This window comes from Delftia sp. WSY_22 (assembly GCF_043104185.1).
Taxonomy (GTDB): Bacteria; Pseudomonadota; Gammaproteobacteria; order Burkholderiales; family Burkholderiaceae_C; genus Comamonas; species Comamonas tsuruhatensis.
On sequence record NZ_JBICKN010000056.1, the window covers coordinates 1 to 25,487 of the forward strand.

At 69.1% G+C, this 25,487-nt stretch carries 22 protein-coding genes; 15 read left to right on the forward strand and 7 right to left on the reverse strand.

The window, feature by feature from the left end:
* From ACF8NF_RS23275 to ACF8NF_RS23300, 6 genes are all read left to right on the forward strand, one after another.
* Window positions 1-674 (forward strand): hypothetical protein (locus ACF8NF_RS23275; RefSeq protein WP_392451335.1); only part of this gene is annotated, 674 nt, incomplete at its 5' end.
* A gap of 238 nt (window positions 675-912) precedes the next feature.
* Complete coding sequence (locus ACF8NF_RS23280; protein ID WP_047327957.1) at window positions 913-1,512, forward strand: RNA polymerase sigma factor; 600 nt, start codon at window positions 913-915, stop codon at window positions 1,510-1,512.
* Window positions 1,509-2,582 (forward strand): FecR family protein, encoded by a 1,074-nt coding sequence (locus tag ACF8NF_RS23285; RefSeq protein ID WP_392451336.1) that lies wholly within the window; start codon window positions 1,509-1,511, stop codon window positions 2,580-2,582. Before ACF8NF_RS23280 ends, ACF8NF_RS23285 begins: the two co-directional genes overlap by 4 nt.
* A 326-nt stretch (window positions 2,583-2,908) precedes the next feature.
* On the forward strand, window positions 2,909-5,440 hold the full coding sequence (locus tag ACF8NF_RS23290) for a TonB-dependent siderophore receptor (RefSeq protein ID WP_392451337.1): 2,532 nt from the start codon (window positions 2,909-2,911) through the stop codon (window positions 5,438-5,440).
* A gap of 99 nt (window positions 5,441-5,539) precedes the next feature.
* Window positions 5,540-6,142, forward strand: a complete 603-nt coding sequence (gene dsbG, locus ACF8NF_RS23295) for a thiol:disulfide interchange protein DsbG (RefSeq protein ID WP_123695648.1) — start codon at window positions 5,540-5,542, stop codon at window positions 6,140-6,142.
* 58 nt (window positions 6,143-6,200) lie between these two features.
* Entirely contained in the window at window positions 6,201-6,878 is a 678-nt protein-coding gene (locus ACF8NF_RS23300) for a glutathione S-transferase family protein (protein WP_228676846.1), read from the forward strand.
* 24 nt (window positions 6,879-6,902) lie between these two features.
* Here ACF8NF_RS23300 and ACF8NF_RS23305 read toward each other — a convergent pair whose 3' ends face one another.
* Genes ACF8NF_RS23305 through ACF8NF_RS23315 form a run of 3 tightly spaced genes read right to left on the reverse strand, consistent with a single transcriptional unit; the run spans window position 6,903 to window position 12,816 of the window.
* A complete protein-coding gene (locus ACF8NF_RS23305) occupies window positions 6,903-8,399 on the reverse strand; it encodes an efflux transporter outer membrane subunit (protein ID WP_392451338.1) in 1,497 nt (498 codons plus the stop codon).
* 5 nt (window positions 8,400-8,404) lie between these two features.
* On the reverse strand, window positions 8,405-11,560 hold the full coding sequence (locus tag ACF8NF_RS23310; protein WP_392451339.1) for a multidrug efflux RND transporter permease subunit: 3,156 nt from the start codon (window positions 11,558-11,560) through the stop codon (window positions 8,405-8,407).
* Between the two features lie 26 nt (window positions 11,561-11,586).
* Window positions 11,587-12,816, reverse strand: a complete 1,230-nt coding sequence (locus tag ACF8NF_RS23315) for an efflux RND transporter periplasmic adaptor subunit (protein ID WP_392451340.1) — start codon at window positions 12,814-12,816, stop codon at window positions 11,587-11,589.
* A gap of 137 nt (window positions 12,817-12,953) precedes the next feature.
* On the opposite strand from ACF8NF_RS23315, the gene ACF8NF_RS23320 reads away from it, so the two are divergent.
* From ACF8NF_RS23320 to ACF8NF_RS23335, 4 genes are all read left to right on the forward strand, one after another.
* Entirely contained in the window at window positions 12,954-13,520 is a 567-nt protein-coding gene (locus tag ACF8NF_RS23320; RefSeq protein ID WP_392451341.1) for a TetR/AcrR family transcriptional regulator, read from the forward strand.
* A gap of 71 nt (window positions 13,521-13,591) precedes the next feature.
* Window positions 13,592-14,017 carry a putative toxin-antitoxin system toxin component, PIN family gene (locus ACF8NF_RS23325; RefSeq protein ID WP_043821641.1) on the forward strand — a complete coding sequence of 142 codons (426 nt, stop codon included), beginning with the start codon at window positions 13,592-13,594 and terminating at the stop codon, window positions 14,015-14,017.
* Complete coding sequence (locus ACF8NF_RS23330; protein WP_043821639.1) at window positions 14,014-14,235, forward strand: ribbon-helix-helix protein, CopG family; 222 nt, start codon at window positions 14,014-14,016, stop codon at window positions 14,233-14,235. Before ACF8NF_RS23325 ends, ACF8NF_RS23330 begins: the two co-directional genes overlap by 4 nt.
* A 12-nt stretch (window positions 14,236-14,247) precedes the next feature.
* Window positions 14,248-15,162: a LysR family transcriptional regulator gene (locus tag ACF8NF_RS23335; protein WP_017407102.1), complete on the forward strand. Its 915-nt coding sequence runs from the start codon at window positions 14,248-14,250 to the stop codon at window positions 15,160-15,162.
* Here ACF8NF_RS23335 and acnD read toward each other — a convergent pair.
* The 3 genes from acnD to ACF8NF_RS23350 are packed head-to-tail and all read right to left on the reverse strand — an operon-like array spanning window position 15,150 to window position 19,420.
* Window positions 15,150-17,777, reverse strand: a complete 2,628-nt coding sequence (gene acnD, locus ACF8NF_RS23340; protein ID WP_392451342.1) for a Fe/S-dependent 2-methylisocitrate dehydratase AcnD — start codon at window positions 17,775-17,777, stop codon at window positions 15,150-15,152. The genes ACF8NF_RS23335 and acnD overlap by 13 nt on opposite strands.
* A gap of 60 nt (window positions 17,778-17,837) precedes the next feature.
* Window positions 17,838-19,025: a 2-methylcitrate synthase gene (gene prpC / locus ACF8NF_RS23345; protein ID WP_026062818.1), complete on the reverse strand. Its 1,188-nt coding sequence runs from the start codon at window positions 19,023-19,025 to the stop codon at window positions 17,838-17,840.
* Complete coding sequence (locus ACF8NF_RS23350) at window positions 19,022-19,420, reverse strand: acyl-CoA thioesterase (RefSeq protein WP_016448408.1); 399 nt, start codon at window positions 19,418-19,420, stop codon at window positions 19,022-19,024. Before ACF8NF_RS23350 ends, prpC begins: the two co-directional genes overlap by 4 nt.
* A 117-nt stretch (window positions 19,421-19,537) precedes the next feature.
* On the opposite strand from ACF8NF_RS23350, the gene ACF8NF_RS23355 reads away from it, so the two are divergent.
* On the forward strand, window positions 19,538-20,950 hold the full coding sequence (locus ACF8NF_RS23355) for a short-chain fatty acyl-CoA regulator family protein (RefSeq protein WP_016448409.1): 1,413 nt from the start codon (window positions 19,538-19,540) through the stop codon (window positions 20,948-20,950).
* 25 nt (window positions 20,951-20,975) lie between these two features.
* On the opposite strand, the gene ACF8NF_RS23360 is transcribed toward ACF8NF_RS23355, so the two are convergent.
* The gene (locus tag ACF8NF_RS23360; RefSeq protein ID WP_392451343.1) at window positions 20,976-21,941 is read right to left on the reverse strand and encodes a PA2169 family four-helix-bundle protein; all 966 of its coding nucleotides are present in this window, start codon (window positions 21,939-21,941) and stop codon (window positions 20,976-20,978) included.
* A gap of 307 nt (window positions 21,942-22,248) precedes the next feature.
* Between ACF8NF_RS23360 and ACF8NF_RS23365 the strand changes: the two genes are divergently transcribed.
* The 4 genes from ACF8NF_RS23365 to ACF8NF_RS23380 all read left to right on the forward strand — a co-directional run bounded on the left by ACF8NF_RS23365 (window position 22,249) and on the right by ACF8NF_RS23380 (window position 25,406).
* On the forward strand, window positions 22,249-22,572 hold the full coding sequence (locus tag ACF8NF_RS23365; RefSeq protein WP_016448411.1) for a hypothetical protein: 324 nt from the start codon (window positions 22,249-22,251) through the stop codon (window positions 22,570-22,572).
* 251 nt (window positions 22,573-22,823) lie between these two features.
* Window positions 22,824-23,057 carry a hypothetical protein gene (locus ACF8NF_RS23370; RefSeq protein WP_016448412.1) on the forward strand — a complete coding sequence of 78 codons (234 nt, stop codon included), beginning with the start codon at window positions 22,824-22,826 and terminating at the stop codon, window positions 23,055-23,057.
* A gap of 7 nt (window positions 23,058-23,064) precedes the next feature.
* Window positions 23,065-23,883: a trehalose-phosphatase gene (gene otsB / locus ACF8NF_RS23375; protein ID WP_016448413.1), complete on the forward strand. Its 819-nt coding sequence runs from the start codon at window positions 23,065-23,067 to the stop codon at window positions 23,881-23,883.
* Window positions 23,880-25,406 carry a trehalose-6-phosphate synthase gene (locus ACF8NF_RS23380; protein ID WP_279494164.1) on the forward strand — a complete coding sequence of 509 codons (1,527 nt, stop codon included), beginning with the start codon at window positions 23,880-23,882 and terminating at the stop codon, window positions 25,404-25,406. The genes otsB and ACF8NF_RS23380 overlap by 4 nt, the downstream gene beginning before the upstream one ends.
* Window positions 25,407-25,487: the final 81 nt, after the last annotated feature.

The following is a 25,487-nucleotide window of genomic DNA, read 5'->3' on the forward strand; positions in this document are numbered from 1 at the left end:
TCCACCGTTTCATCCCCGGCCTGCGCTTCCACTCGTTCTGGTACTACCAGGCGCGCGGCTCCACGGGCAGGGTGCGCTGGGCGCGGCTGCCCATGGTGTCAGACGCCTGTGCGCAGGCCGATCCCCATGGCGCATGGTGGTGTGCGCAGCGGTGCGCCGCTGTTTTGGCGCAGCGGCCATGGCGGTCCATGCAACTGCCGCCCGGCCTGCCTGCGCAGCCGGATGCCCGCCAGATGGCGCATGTCCTGCAGCAATGGCTGCCGGGCTGGAGCGCTGCGCCGGCCAGCGTGCAGGTCTGTACCCACGCGCTTGAGAACGGCGGCAGTGCGCTGCTGCAGCTGCATGTCTGGGCCAGGAGCGCGCCCAGCATTCTTTGGGCCTGGGTGGTTGGGGTGGAGGTCCAGGCGCGCCAATCCCTTCAGGGGCTGGCGCCTGCGCCAGGCAACCTGCAAGCCGGGCACCTGTCGCCGCGAGCCCTGCTGATCGTTCCCTTCGGCCAGGACATGCCCTGGGCCACCGGCCATACCGCCCGGGTACGCCTGCATGCACGGGGGCCTCAACTGCGCGGGCAGCATGAAGTGGTTGCGCAGGATGGCTGCTGGTTCCAGGACAGCGGGCTGGACGCCGTGGTTCTGGAGCCGGAGCCACGGCACGGTGCCGTCCCACCCATGTAAAGCACCCCCGCACCCGCGCCAATGAGAATCAATCTCAGTACAATCGCCGCTGTTTTCAGCCAGCCCAGGCCCGGCAGCCGCTCCGGACCGCTGGCAAGCTGCCGCGCGCCGTGCCCCTGCCCTCCCCGACCACCGCCTGCCTGACCGCCGCCCGCGCCCTGCCCCGGGTGGCCGCGCCATGGCTGCCTGATGCGGGGCGGCGGCCGTGAAACGAGACCCCTTCGCCACGCAGGGCGGCATGGCACCACCCTCCGCACTGGCCGCGCTGTATGCGCGCTGGCGCCAGCCGCTGGTGCGGCTGCTGCAGGGGCGCCTGGGCAGCCGAGCGCAGGCCGAGGACACGGCCCAGCAGGTGTTCACTCAGATGGCGGCCTCGGGCCGCCTGCCCGAAGAGGGCAAGGAGCAGGCCTACCTGAGCCGCGCCGCCAGCAATCTCGCCGTGGACCAGTGGCGCCGGCAGGGCGGGGCCCAGGCCCTGGCCACGGTGTCGGCTGACAACTGCGGTGATGAACTGCAGGGCCTGGCGGCCGATGACAGTCATGACCCCGTGCGCCAGGCCCAGAACCGCCAGTACCTGGCCCGCCTGGACGATGCGCTGGGCGAGCTGCCCGAGCGCCAGCGCGAGGCGTTCACGCTGCACATCATGGAAGGATTCACGCAGGAGGAAGTGGCGCAGCGCATGGACATCTCGCTGCGCATGGTGTCCCGGCATGTGAGCCGCGCCTATGCCTACTGCGAGCTGCGCCTGCAATACGGCAGCATGGAGCAGATGCAGCGCCTGCGCGCCGACGCAGCGCCACCTTCCGAACACACCCCAGGACGCGGCCCCACGCCATGAACAAGACACCGCCCCCAGGAATGGCGCCAGACACGCTGGTGGACCTGCACGAAGCCGCCGCCCAGTGGTTCACGCGCCGCCAGACGGCGGGCTGGACGGGCGCGGACGAGCGCGCGCTGGACGCCTGGCTGCAGGCGGACCCCTTTCACCGCGAGATCTTCGACAGCATGGGCCGCACGCGCCAGCTGTTCGGCCAGCTGCAGCAGGAGCGCGTGCAGGCACAGGCACAGGCACAGGCACAGGCACAGAAGCAGGTAAAGGCACAGCGCCCGCCGGCCCATGAGCCTGCGCGTCGGCGCACAGCGCCGTCTGCCATGCAGACCTGGCCTGGCCGCTGGCGGGCCGCCTTCGCCACGGCAGGCGTTGCCCTGTGCTGCGCCCTGCTGGTGGGCGGCTGGCATACCTGGGACAACACGGCGCGCTACACGCTGCAGATGGCGACCGGGCCGGGCGAAACGCGCGAGGTGGACCTGCCCGATGGCAGCCATGTGACTGTGAATTTCAGCAGCACGCTGCAGGTGCGCTACTACCCGCGCCGCCGCGAGGTGGTGCTGGACAGCGGCGAGGCCTTCTTCGAGGTGGCGCCGGATGCATCGCGGCCCTTCACCGTGGACTCGGGCCGCAGCCGCGTGAAGGTGGTGGGCACGGCCTTCAACGTGCGGGCTGCGCCGCCGCGCCTGGTGGTGAAGGTGCTGCGCGGCAAGGTCGAGGTGCGCGCCGACCGCGATGCCGCAGACGGGCCGGTGATGCTGCTGGGCCCGGCAAGCGGCGTGTCCATCGACCCCGTGACGGGCGGCCATGACACGGTGGCCGCGCCTGCGGACACGGTGGGCGACTGGCGCACCGGGCAGCTGCGGTTCAGGCGCACGCCGCTGGACGAGGTGGCCCGGGAGCTGTCGCGCTACCTGGGCCAGCCCGTGGTGCTGGCTTCCGAGGAACTGGGCAGCCTGCCCGTGTCGGCGTTTTTCTCCACGGCCGCGCCCGAGCCCTTCATCGAGCTGCTGCCGGACCTGATTCCCGTGCGCGTGCGAAGGCAGGCCTCGGGCGGATGGCTGATTGCCAGGCGCTGAGCCGACCGGCGAAACCACTCTGTTTACAAATTGTTTCAAACAACCACAGCAACACAGGTTCGTGGTCTTCGCCAAAACCTCGTCTTGAACAGATAGGGACCGGATTTTTCCGGCACTCCCTCGGCTGCCAGCCAGCAGGGCCGAAGCAGGACTTCGCCCCCCAGCCAACGGCCGCAAACGCGGTGCGCCGCGCGCGCAAACCGGCGGGCTGGGCCTGGTGGCCGGGCCGGCATGGACTGGTGGGTATGCCGGGCAAGGGCCCGGGCCTGCGCGCACGGTGCGATGGGGCGCATGGGCGCCGTGCAGACATGACGCAGGATTCAAACGTGAAGCGGGCAAGACAACTGAGAGGGGCCCTGGGGGGCCAGGGACTGACGGCGCAGACGCGCCACGACCAAGCGGGAGCACAGATGTGCACGGCACGCCAGGGCGCCATGGCGCTGCTGGTGGCCGGCGCGGTGGCAGCGATGGCGCTGCCTGTTCCATCGCAAGCGCAGGTACCGGCACAGGAGGCGCGTGCGCAGCAGTTGCCGTTCGACATTGCGGCCCAGCCGCTGGCCACGGCGCTGGGTGCGTTCGGCAAGCAGTCCGGGCAGCAGGTGCTGTTCGACGAGGCCGATCTGACCGGGCGCAGCGCCCAGGCCGTCAAGGGCCGGTTCACGCCACGCCAGGCGCTGGAGCAGCTGCTGGGCGGCTCGGGCATGGCCGTGGCCACGGAGCGCAGCGGCGGCTTCACGCTCAAGCCCGCACCCCGGCCCGCGGCCGGCGCGCTGACGCTGGGCGAGGTCCACGTGACCGCGCAGGCCCTGCGCAGCACGGCCACCGAAGGCACGGGCGCCTATGCGGCGCGGGCCGTGAGCATCGGCAAGAGCGAGCAGGCGCTCAAGGACACGCCCCAATCCGTCAGCGTGGTCACCGACCAGTTGATGAGGGAGCAGAACATCACCTCGGTCTACGAGGCCCTGGCCAGCACCACGGGCATCACGCTGCTGCAAAGCCCGCAGGGCGGCAAGTACATCTATTCGCGCGGCCTGGACGTGACGGGCATGCAGTACGACGGCATTCCCGTGGAGCGCCTGTACGGCCGCGCCAGCAACTACGCAGGCAGCTCGGTCATCTATGACCGCGTGGAAGTGCTGCGCGGCGCCACGGGCCTGGTGCAGGGCGGCGGCGACCCCAGCGGCGCCGTCAACCTGGTGCGCAAGCGCCCCCTGACCGAGCCAGGCGTCAGCGTCATGGCCAAGGCCGGCTCCTGGGACCGCTATGGCGCGCAGATCGATGCCAGCGGCTCCCTCAACCAGGACGGCACGCTGCGCGGCCGCGCCGTGCTGGACCGACAGGACGAGCACTCCTTCATCGACTACGTGAACAGCAAGAACACCACGCTGTACGGCACGCTGGACTACCGGCTGTCGGCCGACACGCAGGTCAGCGTGGGCGCCAGCATCGAGAGCATAAAGGGCCGGCCCTTCATCTCGGGCCTGCCGCGCTACTCCACGGGCGCCGACATCGGCCTGCCGCGCTCCACCTTCCTGGGCGCCGACTGGAACCGCCAGGACAACAGCAACAAGGCCTTGTACGCAGACCTGTCTCACCAGTTCAACGACCGCTGGCGCGCCAAGGTCTCGGCCATCCACGTGCGCGAGGAGCTGGACATGAAGTACGCGGCCTCGCTGCGCGCGGTCAATCCCTCCACCATGCTGGGGGGCAACATCGCGGCCATGACCCAGGCGCGCATGAACGCCTCCGGCCTGGATGCCCACGTGACCGGCGACATCGATGCCTTCGGCCGCCAGCACGAGCTGGTGCTGGGCGCAACCTACAGCCGCTCGCACGCCAACCCCACCTACAACGCATTGACGGCGGCCAACCCCATCGATGTGACGGCGCCCAACGCCCACATTCCCGAGCCCAGCGATGCAGCCCTGGCAGCCGTGTTCAACGAACAACGCAGGGCCATGGTGCAGCAGGCCGGCGTCTACGGCGCGCTGCGCCTGCAGGTCAGCGATCCGCTCAAGCTGGTGGTGGGCGGACGGCTGAGCAACTACAAGAGCGACTGGGACACCTACCTGCGCAGCGCCGGCGTGCCCAGCTTCAACAGCACCCATCAGGGCAATACCCGGTTCATGCCGTTCGCGGGCGCCATCTACGCCATCAATCCGCAGTGGAACGCCTATGCCAGCTACGCCAGCATCTTCAAGCCCCAGACGCTGCTGAACGCGGCCGGCGAGAACCTCAAGCCCATCATGGGCGACACCTACGAGGTCGGCATCAAGGGCGAGCTGATGGACGGCAGGCTGAACACGTCGCTTGCGCTGTACCGCGTGAACCAGAACCACCGCGCCCAGGAGGACCTGAGCACCAGCCCCACCTGCCGCGACGGCTACTACTGCTACACCGACACCGGCAAGGTCACCAGCCAGGGGCTGGATGCCGAGGTCAGCGGCGAGCTGGCGCGCGGCTGGAAGCTGTTCACGGGCTACACCTACAACAGCAACAAGTACGCCCAGGACCTGAACAACCAGGGCAAGAGCTTCAACACCTACACGCCGCGCCACCTGCTGCGCGCCTGGACCACCTACCAGCTGCCCGGTGAGTGGAATGCCTTCACCATAGGTGGCGGCGTCAATGCCCAAAGCTCCAACTACCGCCAGGTCGGCGCCGTGGCCGTGCATGTGCCCGGCCGCGCGGTCTGGAGCAGCTATGTGCGCTATCGCATCAACCGCCAGTGGGAAGCGTCGCTGAACTTCAACAACATGTTCGACAAGACCTACTACGTCTCCGTGGGCAATCTGCTCAACAGCAGTCACTACGGCGATCCGCGCAATGTGATGCTGACGCTGCGTGGCTCGTTCTGACGGTCGGCCAGGGGGATGCGGCGGGCAGGACGTGCTGGCAATAGACTAGCCACCCTGCGAAACCCGCTGCCCCCTATTCAACCGTTTCAAGGAGTTCCCATGCATCTTCAACGCACCGTCCTTTTTGCAGGCATGGCTGCCAGCCTCTTTCTGGCGGCGGGATGGGCCATGGCCGCAGAAGGTCCTGCCACCGCCCAGGCCCCCCAGGCCAAGGCTCAGGCCGCCAAGCCGGCGGGCGACACCGTGCAGGCGCAGCTGGAGGCCTCCAACTGGGTGCCCGACGGCAAGGCCGATGCGCCGCGCGTGATCTATACCTTCACCGACCCCAACTGCAAGTACTGCCACAAGTTCTGGGAGGCCGCGCGTCCCTGGGTGGATGCGGGCAAGGTGCAGCTGCGCCACATCCTGGTCGGCGTGATCCGGGACGACAGCCCGGCCAAGGCCGCCGCCATCCTGCAGGCCCCGGACCGCGCGGCCGCACTGATGGAGCACGAGAAAAAGTCCGCCCAGGGCGGCATAGCGCCCGCCTTCAGCGTCAGCCCCGACGTGCGCAAGACGCTGGAGGCCCACCGCAAGCTGATGATGTCCCTGGGGTTCCGTGGCACGCCGGGCATCGTGGTGATCGACAGCCAGGGCGGCACCAAGAGCTATGGCGGCATGCCGCGCGATGCCGCCTTGCCCGAGGTGTTCGGGGCGCTGTGAACGGGCGGCCGTGAACGGGACGCCAGGTGGTGCCCACACCTCGGCAGCCACGAGTAGCATGGCCGGCAGGATCACCACTGCGGAGAACGCCACCATGCTCAAGCTCTATGGTTTTTCCAGGGTCAATGCCGGCGCACGCGGCCGCACGCGCGATCTGCGCGTGCTGTGGGCACTCGAAGAGATGCAGCTGCCCTTCGAGATCGCGGGCATGGACCATCCCGCGCATGACCTGAACACCGAGGCCTACCGCCGGCTCAGTCCCTTCGAGCAGATTCCGGCGCTGGACGATGACGGGCAGGTGATTTCGGAGTCGGCCGCCATCGTGCTGCATCTGGCCAGAAAGTGCGGCCGGCTGATGCCCTCCGATGCAACCGGCGAGGCACAGGTGCTGCGCTGGTGCTTTGCAGCCATGAACACGGTAGAGCCCCCGCTGCTCAGCCTGATGGTGCTGGACTGGACGGCCGATGGCAGCTGCGGCAAGCACCGCGAATTCCTGGTGGGCTGGGCGCATCGCATGCTGGGCAACCTGGAGCGCTGGCTGGACGGGCGCCGCTTCATTGCCACCGACGAATTCACGGTGGCCGACATCCTGATGGCGCATGTGCTCGCCTGCATCCCGGACCGCACGCTGACCGCGCCCTGCCCCGCCGTGGAGGCCTACCGCGACAGATGCCTGGCCCGGCCCGCCTGGCAGCGGACCCTGGCGGCCTACAACGCGCGGGTGGAGGCGGCGTAGCAGGGGCTCAGGGCTGCTCGGTGCTCAGGGCTGCTGGAAGGCCGCCACAGGCTGGGACTGTGATGGTGGCGGCGGCGCAGTCCAGCTGCCGCCCAGCACGCGGAACAGCTGGGCCAGCGCCAGCTGCCGCTGGGTCACGGTATCGATGTAGGCGCTTTCATTGGCGAAGGCGTTGCGCTGTGCGTCCAGGTAGCGCAGATGGTCGTCCACCCCCGCCTGGTAACGGGCCTGCGCCAGCCGCAGGCTTTCGCGGCTGCTGTCGCGCAGCGCCAGGCGCGCGGCTTCCTCGCGGCGCAGCGTGTCGGTGGCGGCCAGGGCGTCGGCCATTTCGCGGAAGGCGGTCTGGATGGCCTGCTCGTAGGCTGCCACGGCCATGTCCTTGCGCAGCACGGCCAGGTCGAGGTTGGCGCGGTTGCGCCCCCCGTCGAAGAGGGGCAGCGTGACCTGGGGAGTGAACGACCAGGCGCGCTGGCCCGAGCGGAACAGGTCGGACAGATCGGCGCTGGACGATCCCAGGAAGCCGGTGAGCGAGATGCGCGGGAAGAAGGCCGCGCGCGCCGCACCAATGTCCGCGCTGCGCGCGCGCAGCCGGTGCTCGGCCGCCTGGATGTCGGGCCGGTGGATGAGCAGTTCGGAAGGCGTGCCGGCCGACAGGTCCTGCAGCAGCAGGGGTACGTCGGACGACTTTGCCGACTGTGCAGACCCTGCGGACTGTGCGGACTGTGCAGACAGGTACGGCGTCAGATCCTCCACGCCCGTCAGCAGCAGCAGGGCGTTGCCGGCCTGGCGCAGCTCGCGTTCGCTGCGCTCCACGTCGGCGCGGGCCTGGGCGGCCAGGCCCAGGGCGTCCTGGTGGTCCAGGGCGGTGGCCGTGCCCGCCTGGCGCCGCTGCGCGGTCAGGCGCAGCGAGGATTCACGGCTTTGCAGCGTGCGCTGCGCCAGTTGCAGGCGGCGCAGGGCCCCGTCGCGGGACAGGTAGGCCTGCACCACTTCGGCACCCAGGCTGATGCGGGCGGCGCGCGCGACCTCTTCGGTGGCCAGGTACTCGCCCAGGGCGGCTTCGGACAGGTTGCGCACGCGGCCGAACAGGTCCAGCTCGAAGGCGGCCAGCCCCAGGCCGGCCTGCCAGCTGCCCTGCACCTGCGGCTGGCCCGTGGCATTCATGTCGCCCGGCAGGCGCTGGCGCGTGCCGCCGCCCTGCAGGCCCACGCCCGGCAGGCGGTCGGCGCGCTGCACCTGGTACAGGGCGCGTGCCGCCTCCACGTTGAGCAGGGTCTGGCGCAGGTCGCGGTTGTGGGCCTGGGCCAGGTCCACCAGCTGGCGCAGCTGGCGGTCGGCGATGAAGCTGTTCCAGTCCAGCGTGGCCGCCGACGAGGACAGCACGGGCGCGGCATCCTGCTGCGGCCATTGCGTGGGAATGGGCGCCTGCGGACGCTGGTGGACCGGGGCGAGGGAGCAGCCCGCCAGCACCAGGCTGGCGGCCAGCGCACACAGGGCGCGTGGGAAGAAGTGCATGGACATGGCGCTTACTCGATGGGGGTTGCCGGGGCCTGCAGGGCAGGCGGGGTGCCGGCCGGCGCCTTGCGCCGGAACAGGGACAGCACCCAGACGAAGAAGACGGGAACGAAGACCACCCCCAGCAGCGTGGCCGACAGCATGCCGCCGATCACGCCGAAGCCGATGGCGGCCTGGCTGGAGGCGCCCGCGCCCGAGGCCAGCGCCAGCGGCACCACGCCCAGGATGAAGGCCAGCGAGGTCATGACGATGGGCCGAAAGCGCAGCCGCGCCGCCTGCAGCGCGGCCTGCGCCAGGCTGTGCCCCTGGGCATGCAGGTCCCTGGCGAACTCCACGATCAGGATGGCGTTCTTGGCCGCCAGGCCGATGATGGTGATCAGGCCCACCTTGAAGTACACGTCGTTGGACAGGCCCACGGCCGAGGTGGCCAGCACCGATCCCAGCGCGCCTATGGGCACGATCAGCATCACGGCGGCGGGAATGCTCCAGCTCTCGTACAGGGCCACCAGCAGCAGGAACACCACCACGATGGCCAGCGCGAACAGCTTGGGCGCCTGGGCACCGGCGGCTTTCTCCTGGAAGGACAGGGCCGTCCACTCGTAGCCTATGCCGCGCGGCATCTCGGCCATGATGCGTTCCAGCTCGGCCATGGCCTCGCCCGTGGTGTGGCCCGGCTTGGCATCGCCCGAGATGCGGAAGGCCGGATAGCCGTTGTAGCGCGAGATCTGCACCGGCCCGCTTTCCCAGCGCACCGTGGCAAAGGCCGACAGCGGCACCTGCTGGCCGGCGGCGTTGGGCACGTGCAGGCGCAGGATGTCCTCGGGCCGCGCGCGGGCCTGGGCATCGGCCTGCACCACCACGCGCTGCAGGCGGCCCGCGTTGGGGAACTCGTTGATCACGGCCGAGCCGTAGGCGGTGGACAGGGCCGTGTTGATGGCGCTGAAATCCACGCCCTGGGCCTGCGCCTTGCGCCGGTCGATGTCCAGCCGCAGCTGGGGCGCATCCTCCAGGTTTTCCATCATGGCGTAGGCAATGATGGGCGAGGCATTGGCCTTGGCCAGCAGCTGGTCGCGCGCGGCGATCAGCGCCTCGCGGCCCAGGCTGGCGCGGTCCTGCAGGCGCAGCGCAAAGCCGCCGGAGTTGCCCAGGCCGTCGATGGGTGGCGGGTCCACGGCCATGACGGTGCCGTCGGACAGGCTGGCAAAGCGCTGGTTGAAGGCCTGCACCTCGTCCCACGACGCCTGCCCGGCGCCGCGCACCGACCAGTCCTTGAGCGTGACGAAGGCCAGGGCCGCGTTCTGCCCCATGCCCGAGAAGCTGTAGCCCATCAGGAACTCGGCCTGGGCCGTGGCGGGGCGGCTCTGGACATAGTCCTCCATGTCCTTGACCATGGCCTTGGTGCGCTCCGTGGTGGCGCCCGGCGGCAGCTGCACGCCGACGATGTAGTAGCCCATGTCCTCGTAGGGCACGAAGGATTCGGGCATGCGCGTGTACGCCACGCCCAGCCCGGCCACGATGGCGGCATACACCAGCATGCAGCGCCCGGCGCGGCGCACCAGCCGCTGGTTGAGCAGGTCGAAGCGCTCGGTCAGCGCCGCGAAGCGGCGGTTGAACCAGCCGAAGAAGCCCTTGCGCTCGGCGTGATGGCCCTTGGCAACGGGCTTGAGCAGCGTGGCGCACAGCGCCGGCGTGAAGGTCAGCGCCAGCAGGCCCGAGAACAGGATGGACACGGCCAGCGACAGCGAGAACTGCCGGTAGATCACGCCCACCGAGCCGCTCATGAAGGCCAGCGGCAGGAACACCGCCACCAGCACCAGGGTGATGCCGACGATGGCGCCCGAGACCTGCTGCATGGCCTTGACCGTGGCCGCCAGCGGCGACAGCCCCTCCTCGGCCATGAGGCGCTCCACGTTCTCCACCACCACGATGGCGTCGTCCACCAGGATGCCGATGGCCAGCACCATGCCGAACATGGTCATCATGTTCACCGAAAAGCCCAGCGCATACATCACGCCCAGGGTGCCGGCCAGGCACACGGGCACGACGATGGTGGGAATCAGCGTGTAGCGCAGGTTCTGCAGGAACAGCCACATCACCAGGAACACCAGCGCCACGGCCTCCACCAGGGTCTGGATGACCTTGCCGATGGCCACTTCCACGAAGCGCGAGGTGTCATAGGGCACGGCGTACTGGATGCCGGCAGGGAAGTTCTGCGACAGCTCGGCCAGGCGCGCCTTGACGGCCTTGGCCGTCTGCATGGCGTTGGCGCCGGGCGCCAGCTGCACGGCGGCGGCCACGCCCTGGCGGCCGTCCTCGCGCGAGGAAAAGCTGTAGTCCAGCTGGCCGACCTCCAGCCGCGCCACATCGGCCAGGCGCACGGCCGAGCCATCGGCCCTGGCACGCAGCACGATCTGGCCGAACTCCTCGGGCGAGGCCAGCGTGCCCTTGACGGCAATGGTGGCGCTCAGCTCCTGGCCGGGCCCTGCGGGCGAGGCGCCAAAGCTGCCGGCCGGCACCTGCGCGTTCTGGGCGGCGATGGCCGCGTTCACGTCCGCCACCGACAGGCCGTAGCCCAGCAGCTTGTTCGGATCGACCCACACGCGCATGGCCACATCGGCCGCGAAGAACTGCACCTTGCCCACGCCGGGCACGCGGCGGATCTCGTTGTTGATGTTGCGCACGGCGTAGTCGGACAGGGCCACCTCGCTGTTGCCGCTGTTGCCGCTGCCGTCCTTGTAGGTCAGCGAGTAGATCATCAGGAAGTTGGCGCTGGCCTGCTCGACCTGCAGGCCCATCTGCATCACGGACGCGGGCAGGCGCGCCTCGGCTTTCTTGATGCGGTTTTGCACCTCCACCTGGGCCAGCGCGGGCTCGGTGCCCGGGGCGAAGGTGGCCGTGATCTCGGCCAGGCCCGTGGAGCCGCTGGAGGAGTCGAAGTACAGCAGCCCCTTGGTGCCGTTGAGCTCCTCCTCGATGACGCTGGTCACCGACTCCATCACCGTGGTGGCGGAGGCGCCCGGATAGTTGGCGGTGATCGAGATCTGCGGCGGCGCCACGTTGGGAAACTGGGAGACGGGCAGCGCCGGTATGGCCAGCAGCCCGGCGAGCATGATGAAGATGGCCACCACCCAGGCGAAGTTGGGGCGGTTGATGAAGAACTTGGACATGGTCTATTCCTTGGGCAGGCGCCGGCTCAGTCGCTGGACGTGGCGGAGCTGCCGGAGGCGCTGAAGGTGCCGGACAGCCCCGCCGTAGGGGAGGCAGCGGCATCGGAAAGGGCCGTGACCCGAACCCGCGCCCCTGGCTGCAGGCCCGCCATGCGGCCCACCACCACGCGCTCGCCGCCCTTGAGGCCTGCGCTGATCTGCCACTGCGCGCCATGCATGGCCGCGGTCTGCACGGGGCGCATCTGCAGCGTGTCCTGGCCGTCCACCACCAGCACGTGGGCCTGCCCGTCGGTGCTGCGCTGCACGGCCCGCTGCGGCACCAGGATGGCGGCAGGGTCCACGCCCTGGCCCACGGTCACGCGCACATACATGCCGGGCAGCAGCATGCCGTCGCGGTTGTCGAAGCGCCCGCGCAGCGCCATCTGGCCCGTGCCGCGGTCCACCGTCACATCCGAGAACAGCAGCTGCCCCGTGCGCTGCAGGCCCGTGCCGTCCACCTTCAGGGAGACCGGCGTGCCGTCCTTGCCCGCCGTCTGTGCCAGGCGGCCCTCGGCCAGGGCCGCGCGCAGGCGCTGGGCTTCGGCCACGGGCTGCTGGAAGTCGGCATAGACCGGGTCGAGCTGCTGGACCAGCGCCATGGGCGTGGCCTCGCCCTGGCCCACCAGGGCGCCCTCGGTGACCAGCGCACGGCCGATGCGGCCCGCGATCGGCGCCCTGACCGTGGCGTATTCCAGATTCAGGGCGGCCGCCTGCACCTCGGCCTGGGCGGACTGCCGCGCGGCCTGGGCCGCCTGCAGGCGGGCCTGCATGGCCTCGAAGTCCTGGCGGCTGACCGCCTCCTGCGCCACCAGCGGCGCGTTGCGGCCGACCACGGCACGCGCATCGAGCAGGGCCGCCTCGGCGCTGGCCAGCTGGCCCTGTGCACGGGACAGGGCGGCGCGCAGGGGCGCCGGGTCGATCTGGAACAGCACCTGGCCGGCCCGGACGTCGGCACCTTCCTCGAAATGGCGGCGCAGCACGATGCCGGCCACCCGCGCACGCACCTCGGCCACGCGCACAGGCTCGATACGGCCCGGCAGCTCGCTGGACAGGGCCAGCGGCGCGGGCTGCACGGTGACGGCCTGCACCACGGGCAGCGCGTCACCCGCTGCGGCCGGAGCCTCGTTGCGGCCGCAGCCCGCTGCAAGGGCGGCCAGGGCGGCCAGCACCAGGGCCGCCAGCGGCAGGCCACGTCGCTTGTTCAGACGCATGCTCATGTTCACAACCTGATTGAGTTCGATACGAAGGCCGCGATGGTACATATCAGAATCAAATGAGTCAACATCGATTCATTTGATACTTTAGAACATCAACAGATAAAATCCCCGCACTTTCCAAGGAGGCATGACAAGCGATGACGAGCACCAAGCAAGAGGACGAAGGCAAGCTGCTGGGCGCACTGGCACTGGCGCTGCTGGACGATCCCAAGGCCAATCTGCAGGAGCTGGCACGCGCCATCGGCATCAGCAAGGCCACGCTCTACCGCTTCTGCCCCACGCGCGACCAGCTCATCGACCGGCTCATCGGGCATGCGGCCGACACCCTGTCGCGCGCCATGCACGCGGCCGAGCTGGAGCGCCACGCGCCGCTGGAGGCGCTGCGCCGCCTCACCGCCCACTGCCAGGACCACCAGACGCTGCTGCTGTTCCTGATGTATTTCTGGCGCTCCGACATCTCGGTGGTCGGCCAGATAGAGAGCGAATGGGTGGCGGCCATGGATGCCTTTTTCCTGCGCGGCCAGCAGGCCGGCGTGTTCCGCATCGACATCACGGCTGCGGCCATGACCGAGCTGTGGCTTTCCATGGTCGTGGGGCTGCTGGATGCGGAGCGGCGCGGCCGTGTTGCGCGGGCCAGCGTGGCGGCCGTGATGGAGCAGTCCTTCCTGCACGGCGCCCTGCAGCCCGGCGCACCGGCTGCGTAGTGCACCGGGCGCCGATGGGGAAACCGAGGTGATGAATGATAGTCATGACTGCATATGCGCTAGCATCAGCCATGCGTTTGATCGTTCTGGACACCAATGTGTTTGTCTCCGCCCTGCGCTCTGGCGGGGGCGCATCGCGCGAAGTGCTGCGCCGCGTACTCCAAGGGCAGGCCATGCCTTTGTTTGGCAATGCCCTGTGGCAGGAGTACGAAGACCTGCTTGGCCGCGACGTCTGGACTGACGCCACGACGGCCGACGAACGCCGGCAGGTGCTGGCCGCACTGGCGCATGCCGGACGCTGGGTCAACGTTTACTATGGTTGGCGCCCCAATCTGCCAGACGAGGGAGACAACCACCTGATCGAGCTGGCCGTGGCGGGCAATGCCGAAGTCATCGTGACCCACAATGTGCGCGACCTGAGCCGCGGGGAACTGGCCTGGCCGCAGTTGCGCATTCTGACGCCCGCCCAATACCTGGATCTGGAGGAACAGCCATGAGCACCCTGACCATCCGTTTGCCCGACGACACGGCGCAGCGCCTGAAATCGCTAGCCCGCAACCGGGGACTGAGCATCAACAAGCTGGTCGAAGAATTGAGCACGCAGGCCATCACGGCGTTTGACATGGAAACGCGCTTTCGCACGCTGGCTGCCAGTGGCGATGCCAAGCAGGCACTGGACATACTGGCACGCCTGGACAGCCAGGATCCGCGTTGAGGCCGAGGCTGCATGCTCGAACGCACCCACCTCGCCATCGTCCGTGAAGTCGAAAAACAGGGCTCGCTGACGGCGGCGGCCGGCGTGCTGTGCGTGACGCAGTCGGCGCTGAGCCACAGCATGAAGAAGCTGGAGCAGCAGCTGGGCACGGACATCTGGCTGCGCGAAGGCCGCAGCCTGCGCCTGACGCAGGCCGGCCAGTACCTGCTGGCCGTGGCCCAGCGCGTGCTGCCCCAGCTGGACCTGGCCGAGGAGCGGCTGCGCCAGTTCGCCCAGGGCGAGCGCGGCGCGCTGCGCATCGGCATGGAGTGCCATCCCTGCTACCAGTGGCTGCTCAAGATCGTCGCGCCCTATCTGGCGAGCTGGCCCGATGTGGATGTGGATGTGAAGCAGAAATTCCAGTTCGGCGGCATCGGCGCGCTGTTCGGCTACGAGATCGACCTGCTGGTCACGCCCGATCCGCTGTTCAAGGCGGGCCTGGAGTTCGTGCCTGTGTTCGACTACGAGCAGGTGCTGGTGGTCTCCAGCGCGCATGCGCTGGCAGGGGCCGATTTCGTGGAGGCCGCCCAGCTCGCGCCCGAGGTGCTGATCACCTATCCCGTTCCCATGGACCGGCTGGACATCTACAACCAGTTCCTCATGCCGGCAGGCATCACGCCGCGCCGCCAGAAGGCCATAGAGACCACGGACATCATGATGCAGATGGTGGCCAGCGGCCGGGGCGTGGCGGCCCTGCCGCGCTGGCTGGTGCAGGAGTACGCGGGCAAGCTGGACGTGGTTCCCGTGCGCCTGGGCGCCCAGGGCATTGCCAAGCAGATCTTCCTGGGCGCGCGCGTGGCGGACCTGCAGACCGACTATCTGCAGGCCTTCATCGAGCTGGCGCGCCAGCCGCTGGCCGCTGGCACGCCCCCTTCTCAGGCTGCCTGAGCCTGTGCCAGGAAGTCCTGCGCAAACCGCTGCAGCACGCCGCCGGCCTCGTAGACCGATACCTCCTCGGCCGTGTCCAGCCGGCAGGTCACGGGCACGCGCAGCGTCTGGCCGTTTCTGCGCTCGACCACCAGCGTGAGTTGGGTGCCCGGCGTGCGCTCGCCTTCCACGCCATAGACCTCCGTGCCGTCCAGGGACAGGGTCTTGCGGTCGGTGCCCGGCAGGAACTGCAGCGGCAGCACGCCCATGCCGATGAGGTTGGTGCGGTGGATGCGCTCGAAGCCTTCGGCCACCACGGCCTCGACTCCGGCCAGCCGCACTCCCTTGGCCGCCCAGTCGCGCGAGCTGCCCTGGCCGTAGTCGGCGCCCGCGATGATGATCAGCGGCTGGCGGCGGTTCAGGTAGGTTTCCATGGCCTCCCACATGCGCACCACGCGGCCTTCAGGCTCGATGCGCGCCAGCGATCCCTTGTGCTGCACGCCGTCGATGACGGCCATCTCGTTGACCAGCTGCGGGTTGGCGAAGGTGGCGCGCATGGCCGTCAGGTGGTCGCCGCGGTGGGTGGCGTAGGAGTTGAAGTCTTCCTCGGGCAGGCCCATGCGCGCCAGGTATTCGCCCGCCGCGCTGTCGGCCAGGATGGCGTTGGAGGGCGACAGGTGGTCGGTGGTGATGTTGTCGGGCAGCAGCGCCAGCGGCCGCATGTTGCGCAGCGTGCGCGGGAAGGCCGCCAGCGCGCCCACGCCTTCGGTGTCCCAGTACGGCGGGCGGCGGATGTAGGTGGACTGGGGGCGCCAGTCGTACTGGGGCCGCGCCTTGTCGCCATCGTCCTTGCGGATGGCGAACATGGGTTCGTAGACGGCGCGGAATTGCTCGGGGCGCACGGCCTGGGCAACGATGGCGTCGATCTCCTCGTCGGCGGGCCACAGGTCCTTGAGGCGGATCTCGCGGCCTTCCACCACGCCCAGCACGTCCTGCTCGATGTCGAAGCGGATGGTGCCCGCCAGCGCATAGGCCACGACCAGCGGCGGCGAGGCCAGGAAGGCCTGTTTGGCATACGGATGGATGCGCCCGTCGAAGTTGCGGTTGCCCGAGAGCACGGCCGTGGCGTAGAGGTCGCGCTCGACGATTTCCTGCTGGATCCTGGGGTCCAGCGCGCCGCTCATGCCGTTGCAGGTGGTGCAGGCAAAGGCGACGATACCAAAGCCCAGCTGCTGCAGCTCGCTGAGCAGCCCGGCCTCCTTCAGGTACAGCTCCACGGCCTTGGAGCCCGGCGCCAGCGAGGACTTGACCCAGGGCTTGCGCGCCAGACCCAGGCGGTTGGCATTGCGCGCCAGCAGCGCCGCGGCGATGACATTGCGCGGGTTGCTGGTGTTGGTGCAGCTGGTGATGGCCGCGATGATGACGGCCCCATCGGGCATCAGGCCCTGGCGCTCCTGGGCGCGGGCGGCCTGCAGCTTGGCCGCATCGGCAATGCCGCGCTCGGCCAGGGCCGAGGTGGGCAGGCGCCGGTGCGGATTCGAGGGACCGGCCATGTTGCGCACCACGGTGGACAGGTCGAACTGCAGCACGCGCTCATACTGGGCATCGGCCAGGCTGTCGCTCCAGAAACCTGCGGTGCGCGCATAGGCCTCGACCAGGCGCACCTGGGCCTCGTCGCGGCCGGTCAGGCGCAGGTAGGCCAGGGTCTGGTCGTCAATGGAGAACATGGCCGCCGTGGCGCCGTATTCGGGGCACATGTTGGAGATGGTGGCGCGGTCGCCGATGCTCAGGCTGTCGGCGCCCTCGCCAAAGAATTCCACATAGGCGCCCACCACCTTTTGCTGGCGCAGGAATTCGGTCAGGGCCAGCACGATGTCGGTGGCGGTGATGCCGCCCTGGCGCCGGCCCGTGAGGCGCACGCCCACGATCTCGGGCATGCGCATCCAGGAGGCGCGGCCCAGCATGACGTTCTCGGCCTCAAGGCCGCCCACGCCCACGGCGATCACGCCCAGGGCATCGACATGGGGCGTGTGCGAGTCGGTGCCGACACAGGTGTCCGGGAAGGCCAGGCCATCCTGCACTGTCACCACGGGGGACATCTTCTCCAGATTGATCTGGTGCATGATCCCGTTCCCTGCAGGGATCACATCCACGTTGGCGAAGGCTTTTTTTGTCCACTCGATGAAGTGGAAGCGGTCCTCGTTGCGGCGGTCCTCGATGGCGCGGTTCTTTACGAAGGCATCGGGATCGAAGCCGCCGCACTCCACGGCCAGCGAGTGGTCCACGATGAGCTGCACGGGCACGACGGGGTTGACCTGGGCCGGGTCGCCGCCTTCGGCCGCGATGGCGTCGCGCAGGCCGGCCAGGTCCACCAGGGCGGTCTGGCCCAGGATGTCATGGCAGACCACGCGCACGGGGTACCAGGGAAAGTCGATGTCACGCCGGCGCTCGATGAGCTGCAGCAGGTAGCCGTCCAGCTGTGCGGGATCGGCGCGGCGCACGAGGTTCTCGGCGTGGACGCGGGCGGTGTAGGGCAGGCGTGCCCAGGCGCCGGGCGAGAGCGCATCGACGGCGGCGCGGGCGTCGATGTAGTGCACCGTGGTGCCGGGCAGGGGTTTCTTGTGGGTGTGGTTCATGGGGCGGATGCAATGCGGGCAGGCCTGCAGCCCGCCCGCCAGGTTCAGGACAGCGGCGGCTCAGGCGCGCGCATCGAGGGGCACGAACTTCTGGTCATCCGGCCCCGTGTAGTTGGCGCTGGGGCGGATGATCTTGTTGTCCTGGCGCTGCTCGATCACGTGCGCTGCCCAGCCGCTGGTGCGCGCGATCACGAACAGCGGCGTGAACATGGCCGTGGGCACGCCCATCATGTGGTAGCTGACGGCGCTGAACCAGTCCAGGTTGGGGAACATCTTCTTGACCTCCCACATCACCGATTCCAGCCGGTCGGCAATGTCGTACATGCGGGTGGTTCCGGCCTCGTCGGACAGGCGCTTGGCCACGCCCTTGATGACCACGTTGCGCGGGTCGCTGACGGTGTAGACCGGGTGGCCGAAGCCGATCACCACTTCCTTGGCATCGACGCGGCGGCGGATGTCGGCCTCGGCCTCGTCGGGCGTGTCGTAGCGCTTCTGGATCTCGAAGGCCACCTCGTTGGCGCCGCCATGCTTGGGCCCGCGCAGCGCGCCGATGGCGCCCGCGATGGAGGAATACATATCGCTGCCCGTGCCCGCGATCACGCGCGCCGTGAAGGTGGAGGCGTTGAACTCATGCTCTGCATAGAGGTTGAGCGATGTGTGCATGGCGCGCACCCAGCCTTCGGACGGACGGTGGCCGTGCAGCAGGTGCAGGAAGTGGCCGCCGATGGAGTCGTCGTCGGTCTCCACCTCGATGCGCCGGCCCGAATTGCTCCAGTGGTACCAGTACAGCAGCATGGAGCCCAGGCTGGCCATGAGCCGGTCGGCAATGTCGCGGGCACCCGCCAGGTTGTGGTCGTCCTTTTCCGGCAGCACGCAGCCCAGGGCCGAGACGCCGGTGCGCATCACGTCCATCGGATGGGCGCCGGCAGGCAGCTGCTCCAGCGCCTGCCTGACGCTGGCCGGCAGGCCGCGCAGCGCCTGCAATTTGGTCTTGTAGGCCTGCAGTTCGGGGCGCGTGGGCAGCTTGCCGTGCACCAGCAGATGGGCGATCTCCTCGAACTCGCAGACCTCGGCAATGTCCAGGATGTCGTAGCCGCGATAGTGCAGGTCATTGCCCGAGCGGCCCACGGTGCACAGCGCGGTGTTGCCGGCGGTCACGCCCGACAGCGCGACGGATTTCTTGGGCTTGAATGCGGACGCAGATGACGAAGTTGGCGCAGATGGCGCGTCGATGGTCGTGGTACTCATGAAAGGGTCTCCTGGTTCAGATAGGAATGGGCAATGGCCGCAGGAAGGCCGTTGTGGTCGACAGCCACCATCTCGAACAGGCCCTTGAGCACGTCCTCGCAGGCAATGCCCGGAGCCTGGGCCGACGCGGTGACGCAGACCGTCATGGAGCTGCGCCCGATGCGGCTGACCCAGCCGCGCAGGACGATCTCGTGGCCCACGGGCACGGGCGCCAGGAAGTCCACGCCGGTGACGGCGGCCATCACGACCTCGCGCTGTGCCAGGCTGCGCGCAGCGAGAAAGGCCGCCTTGGCCATGAGCTGCAGGCCCTGGCCCGCGAACAGCGTGCCGTGGTGGTTGGCCAGCGCGGGCAATACCAGTTCATGCAGCTCGGCGGTTCCGGTGGGTGTTGTCATGTTTCGCAATTTACGCAAAATAGCGCCCCTACCATAGTGCTGAAAAGGCGAATTCTTGCGAAACGAAGTCCGTGAATTTGCAAATTCTGCGAATAACAGCCACCCGAGGAAACAGCCATGAAGAAGACGTTCATGGGCGTCAAGCTGCGCAAACTGCGCGCGGAGCACGGCCTGTCCCAGATCGCCCTGGCCCACGCGCTGGGCCTGTCGCCCAGCTACCTGAACCAGCTGGAGCAGAACCAGCGGCCGCTGACGGTGTCGGTGCTGCTCAAGCTCAACCGCGCGCTGGGCGTCGATATCCAGCAGTTCTCGGAGGACGAGGAAGCGCGCCTGGTCGCCGGCCTGCGCGAGGCCCTTGCCGAGGCGCCCGAATCCATTGCCCTGCCCGAGCTGCAGGAAGTCGCCGCGCAGATGCCCGCCCTGGGACGTGCGGTGATGGCGCTGCACCGCCGCCATCTGGAAGCCCTGGAGCGCATCGAGAGCATGTCGCTCAGGCTGGGCGATGACCGCTCGGACATGCCGGTGGCGCGCACCATGCCGTTCGAGGCCGTGCGCGATTTCTTCTTTGCGCACCAGAACTACTTCGATGAAGTGGACCGCGCGGCCCAGGCTCTGGCCGGCGAGGCGCGTGCGGACCCGGGCCATCTGGCTGACTGGCTGGTCCGGCGGCTGCAGCAGCGCCACGGCGTGCAGGTGCATCGCCTGGAAGACTCCCGGCAAAGCCAGCGCCGGTTCGACCCGGCCACGCGCTCGCTGTGGCTGTCCTCGGCGCTGGAGCCTGCGCAACAGGCCTTCCAGCTGGGCACGCAGTTGGCCTTGCTGGAGATGGGCGACACGCTGGACCGGCTGATCGCCACCGCTGCCTTCCAGGGCGACCCGGCCTCAAGCAAGCTCGCCCGCGTGGGCCTTGCCAACTACTTTGCGGGCGCGCTGTTGCTGCCCTACGACCTGTTCCTGGAATCGGCCGAGCAGCTGCGCTATGACATCGACCTGCTGGGCCAGCGCTTTGGCGTGGGCTTTGAAACCGTCTGCCACCGGCTGAGCACGCTGCAGCGGCCCGGCGCGCCCGGCGTGCCCTTCTTCTTTGTGCGCGTGGACCGCGCGGGCAATATCTCCAAGCGCCAGTCGGCCACGCATTTCCACTTCAGCCGCACCGGCGGCACCTGCCCGCTGTGGACGGTGTACGAGGCCTTCGGCCAGCCCGACCAGGTGCTGCGCCAGCTCGCCAGCATGCCCGACGGGCGGCGCTACCTGTGGATTGCACGCTCGGTCTCGCATGGCCAGCGCGGCTATGGTTCGCCGCGCAAGACCTTCTCCATCGGCCTGGGCTGCGACATACGCCATGCCGCGCGCCTGGTCTATGCCAAGGGGCTGGACCTGGGCGACCCGGAATCGGCCACGCCCATCGGCATGGGCTGCAAGGTCTGCGAGCGCGACCAGTGCACGCAGCGCGCCTTTCCCTATGTGGGAAAGGCGCTGCATGTGGATGAGAACGCCAGCCGCTTTGCGCCGTACGGCGTAGGCGGCTAGCAACCCCCAGGCATCCTGTGCCGGGTCAGGAGGCCGCGCGCATGCGGTCGCGCAGATCGCGCACTTCGTCGTGGTTGCGCTGCGCGCCCTGGGCCTGGCGCTCCACCATCACGCGGATGGCCGGAGGCAGCGGCTGCTTGAGCGCCTTGCGGTACTGGGCCACGGCGGAATCCTCGCCGCGCTCGCACTCCTCCAGCACGGCCTTGTCGTCCTGCGAGGTCAGCGCCGTCTTCACCGACACCCAGCCCCGGTGCAGCGCGCCGGCCACCGTGCCGCCCGATGCGGGCTCGCGGCCCAGCTTGCGGATCTCGGCCTCCAGCTCCAGCGCGGCGGCGCCGCACTCGGCGCTGTGGCGCAGGAACAGGGTCTTGAGGTCCGGCGAGTCGGCGTTCTCGGCCGAGGTGCGAAAGCCGTACTCGCCATCGCGGCAGGATTCGAGCAGGTCGTTGAGCACGTCGGCCACATCGTCGTTGTCGATGTCGCCGGTGTAGGCCGGTGCCACGATGGTCCCCGTGTCATCACGGACATCGCGAACGCCTGCGCGCTCCCAGGCTGCGCGCGCTGCGGGCCGGGCCTGATCCCAGTCCAGGTGGCTGGCGCCACGGCGCGTGGTCCATTCGCGCTCCCATTCGGCGTCGAAGGCATCGAAATCGGCATCGCGGCGCGCGGCGGCCGCGTTCCAGCCCAGCTCGTAGGCGGGGCGGTACTCCTCGTAGCTGCGGCCTGCCACGTAGTAGGGCTCGTTCTGGTAGGCGTCGCGCCAGTAGGCGTCCTCGACCGTGGGATTGACGGCTTCGGCCGCGCCCTTGCCGGCCAGCCCGCCGACCACGGCACCGGCCACACCGCCCACGGCAGCACCGATGGGGCCGCCCATTGCGCCGAATGCAGCGCCGGTCACGGCACCGCCTGCAGCGCCTATGCCGGTGCCCACGGGATGTGCGCCGGGCGCGTCGGACACCGGGTCACGGTTTGCGGGATTCGATTGCGTCATGGAATGTGCTCCTTGGCAGTTGAAAGTGATGTCTATCGTGATCGCCGTGGCGCGCCGCCGGCGTGCGCGCTTGCGGCCATGTGCCGTAGGAACGCGGCGACCGGGCCTTGCGGACATCGCGCCAGTGGCCTGTGGCCATTTTTCGCACCCCGGCACAGGGCAATCGGCGTGCCTGAGAACGGCGTTCATGCGCGAGGCATCTTTTCGTTCCTGCGCTTTCGGCGTGGTCCCACGGCGGCTGCGAAAGGGCCAAGAGACCATGGCCCAAGCGCCGCCTGCGCAGGGCCGCGAATGAAAGGAAGACGCCATGAAAGACAAGACCCCATCCGCATCCAAGTCCTCTGCACCCACACAGGCGAAGCCGTCGGGCGATGGCCAGACCAAGCTGCCCGGACAGGTCGGCAAGGCGCCCCATGCGCCTGGTGAATCCGATGCATCCGACGCATCCGAACAGGGCCTGCGCCTTCCGCACGAGCGCGACCAGAGCCTGGACGCTACCAGCGATGCGCCCGATCCGGTGATGCGCCAGGCCCATGACGACCTCGCCTCCGGCCAGGTCGATACCGACATGCGCCAGACGCCGGGCCTGGATGCCGAACGGCGCAAGAAGATGGTGCGCAAGCAGCCTTGATGGCACCTGAAGCTTGCACCTGAAGCGCAACGAGCTGCTGGCAGCCAACAAGATCGCCAGCAACCGCATGACCGGCATCGAAGGGCTCTGGACGGGGAGCAGCTGCAGCAAGGGGCGGCCTTCCACGCCAATCTGGCCGCCCCCGCGCACGAAAGCGGAGCCTGCAAGGAATGCCACTCCATCGACGAAGACGACCCGGCACGGCCCGGCAACTGAGGTGCCCGCGCTTCACTTCATACAGGAGCAACCCCATGCCCGACATTCCCGACTGGCTCCAGTGGCCTGCCTTTCTGGCCTCCATCGCCGGCGCCTGGTGTGTGGGCTCGCGTTCTGCGCAAAGGCGCAACCTGGGCTTCTGGGTCCTGATGCTCAGCAATGCGCTGTGGGCGCTGTGGGGCTGGTCCACGGCGGCCTGGGCGCTGGTGAGCCTGCAGTTCTGCCTGGCCATCACCAACATCCGCGGCTCCATCAAGGCCGAGCGGTGAGCAGGCCATGGCAGCAGACGCTTTCCTGATGTCGATCCACGAAACCGGCAACCCATACCCTGGCGCCTCCATGGAAACACCCCCATTCCCCACCTGCAGATCCGCCCTGTTCCTCGACTTCGACGGCACGCTCGTGCCGCTGGCCGAGACCCCGGACGCCATTGCGCCAGACCCCGGCCTGATCCCCATGCTGACCAGGCTGCAGGGTCTGTTGGGCGGTGCGCTGGCCATCGTCACGGGTCGGCAGGTCGAGATGCTGGACCGCTTTCTGGCGCCGCTGCATCTGCCCGCCGCCTGCGAGCACGGCCTGCAGCGGCGGGATGCCGCAGGCCGCCTGCACATGCAGGCATCGGCCATGCCAGAGACCGTGCTGCAGATGTGCAATGCCTTGGCGGCCGATCATCCGCGCCTGCTGGTGGAGCGCAAGCGCTCCTCGGTCGCACTGCACTACCGGCGTGCGCCAGAGCTGGCGGCGCTGTGCCTGGACATGTTGGGCCGCGCACTGCGGCACCAGCCCGGGCTGGAGCTGCTGCACGGCAAATGCGTGCTGGAGGTCAGGCCCGCAGGGGTGGACAAGGGCCACGCCATTGCGGCCTTCCTGCGCGAAGCGCCGTTCGCCGGCCGCACCCCGGTGTTTGCCGGTGACGATGTCACGGACGAGAGCGGCTTTGCCGTGGTGCAGGCGCACGGCGGCATGGCGATCAAGGTGGGCGAAGGCGCAAGCGGGGCCCGCCACCGGCTGGGCAGCCCGCAGGCCGTGCATGCCTGGCTGAAGTCCGCATGCATGCACCTGGCTGCGCAGACCTGCGCGGAGGTGCTGCCATGAGCCGGCTGGTGGTGATCTCCAACCGCGTGGCCGATCCGCGCAGGGCCGCAGCCGGGGGCCTTGCCGTGGCCATGGGCGATGCGCTGCGGCAGACGGGCGGCCTGTGGTTCGGCTGGAGCGGGACCGTCACCGACGACGGTGCCCAGGCCGCGCCGGCCGGCCATGTGCACCGCACCCAGGCAGGCAACGTCACGCTGGCCACGGTGGACCTGGACCGCGCGGACCATGACAGCTACTACGCGGGCTACAGCAACGGCGTGCTGTGGCCCGTCTTTCACGGACGGCTGGACCTGGCGAGCTTCGACACGGGCCATGCGGCCGGCTACCGCCGCGTGAACCAGCTGCTTGCGCGCAGGCTGCTGCCCCTGCTGGCGCAGGACGACATCCTCTGGGTGCATGACTACCACCTGATCCCGCTGGCGGCCGAGCTGCGCGCCCTGGGCTGCCGCCAGCGCATCGGCTTTTTCCTGCACATCCCATTGCCCCCGCCGACCCTGCTGGCGGCCATTCCCGAGCATGCATGGCTGATGCGCTGCCTGTTTGCCTACGACCTTGTGGGCCTGCAGACCCGCCAGGACGTGCAGCATTTCGAGCGCTATGTCTGCGACGAGGCCGGGGGCCAGTCGCTGGGCGATGGCGCCTTGCGTGCCCATGGGCAGCGCCTGGTGTGCCGCGCCTTCCCCATCGGCATCGATGTGGAGGGCTTCGCGGCGCTGGCCCTGTCCGGCGCATCGCAGGACATGCATGCGCGCATGAAGCACGAGTACGCACAGCGTCGCCTGCTGCTGGGCATAGACCGGCTGGACTACTCCAAGGGCCTGCCGCAGCGCCTGCGTGCCTTCCGGGAGCTGCTGGCCCGCCATCCCGAGCAGCGCCGGCGCGCCACGCTGATCCAGATCGGCTCGCCCACGCGCGAGGGCCTGGACGCGTATGCCGACATACGGCGGGAGCTTGAATCGCTGTGCGGCGCCGTCAACGGCGACTACGGCGAGCTGGACTGGATGCCCGTGCGCTACATCCACCAGACCCTGCCGCGCGATGGCATTCCGGGCCTGTGCCGCGCGGCGGCCGTGGGCCTGGTCACGCCGCTGCGCGACGGCATGAACCTCGTGGCCAAGGAATATGTGGCGGCCCAGGACCCGGCCGACCCGGGCGTGCTGGTGCTGTCGCGGTTTGCCGGCGCGGCCGAGCAGCTGCAGGAGGCGCTGCTGGTCAATCCCTACGACGTGCACGGCACGGCCGCCGTGGTGCAGCAGGCCCTGCAGATGCCCCTGCAGGAAAGGCGCCAGCGGCACCAGCGGCTGCTGCAGCGCATCGCCGAGCAGGACGTGCACTGGTGGCGCAAGGCCTTTCTGTCTGCCTTGAAAGAGGCCAGGCCGCTGGAGCACAGGGAAAGGGAAGCCTTCGGCATCCCCGTTCCCTCGATCAGGCAGGAGCAGGCACCGCTGCGCCTGGAGCTGGCCGCCTGCCCTGCCGACGGCGTGGAACGGGACGCCTGCCGGTCGGTGGTCTCCGACAGGTAATGCCTTCCTGCTCCTGCGGCGCCGCGTTCATCCTCCCGGCACCATGGCATCGCCCGGCCCCCCCCCCCCATTTCCAGGGCT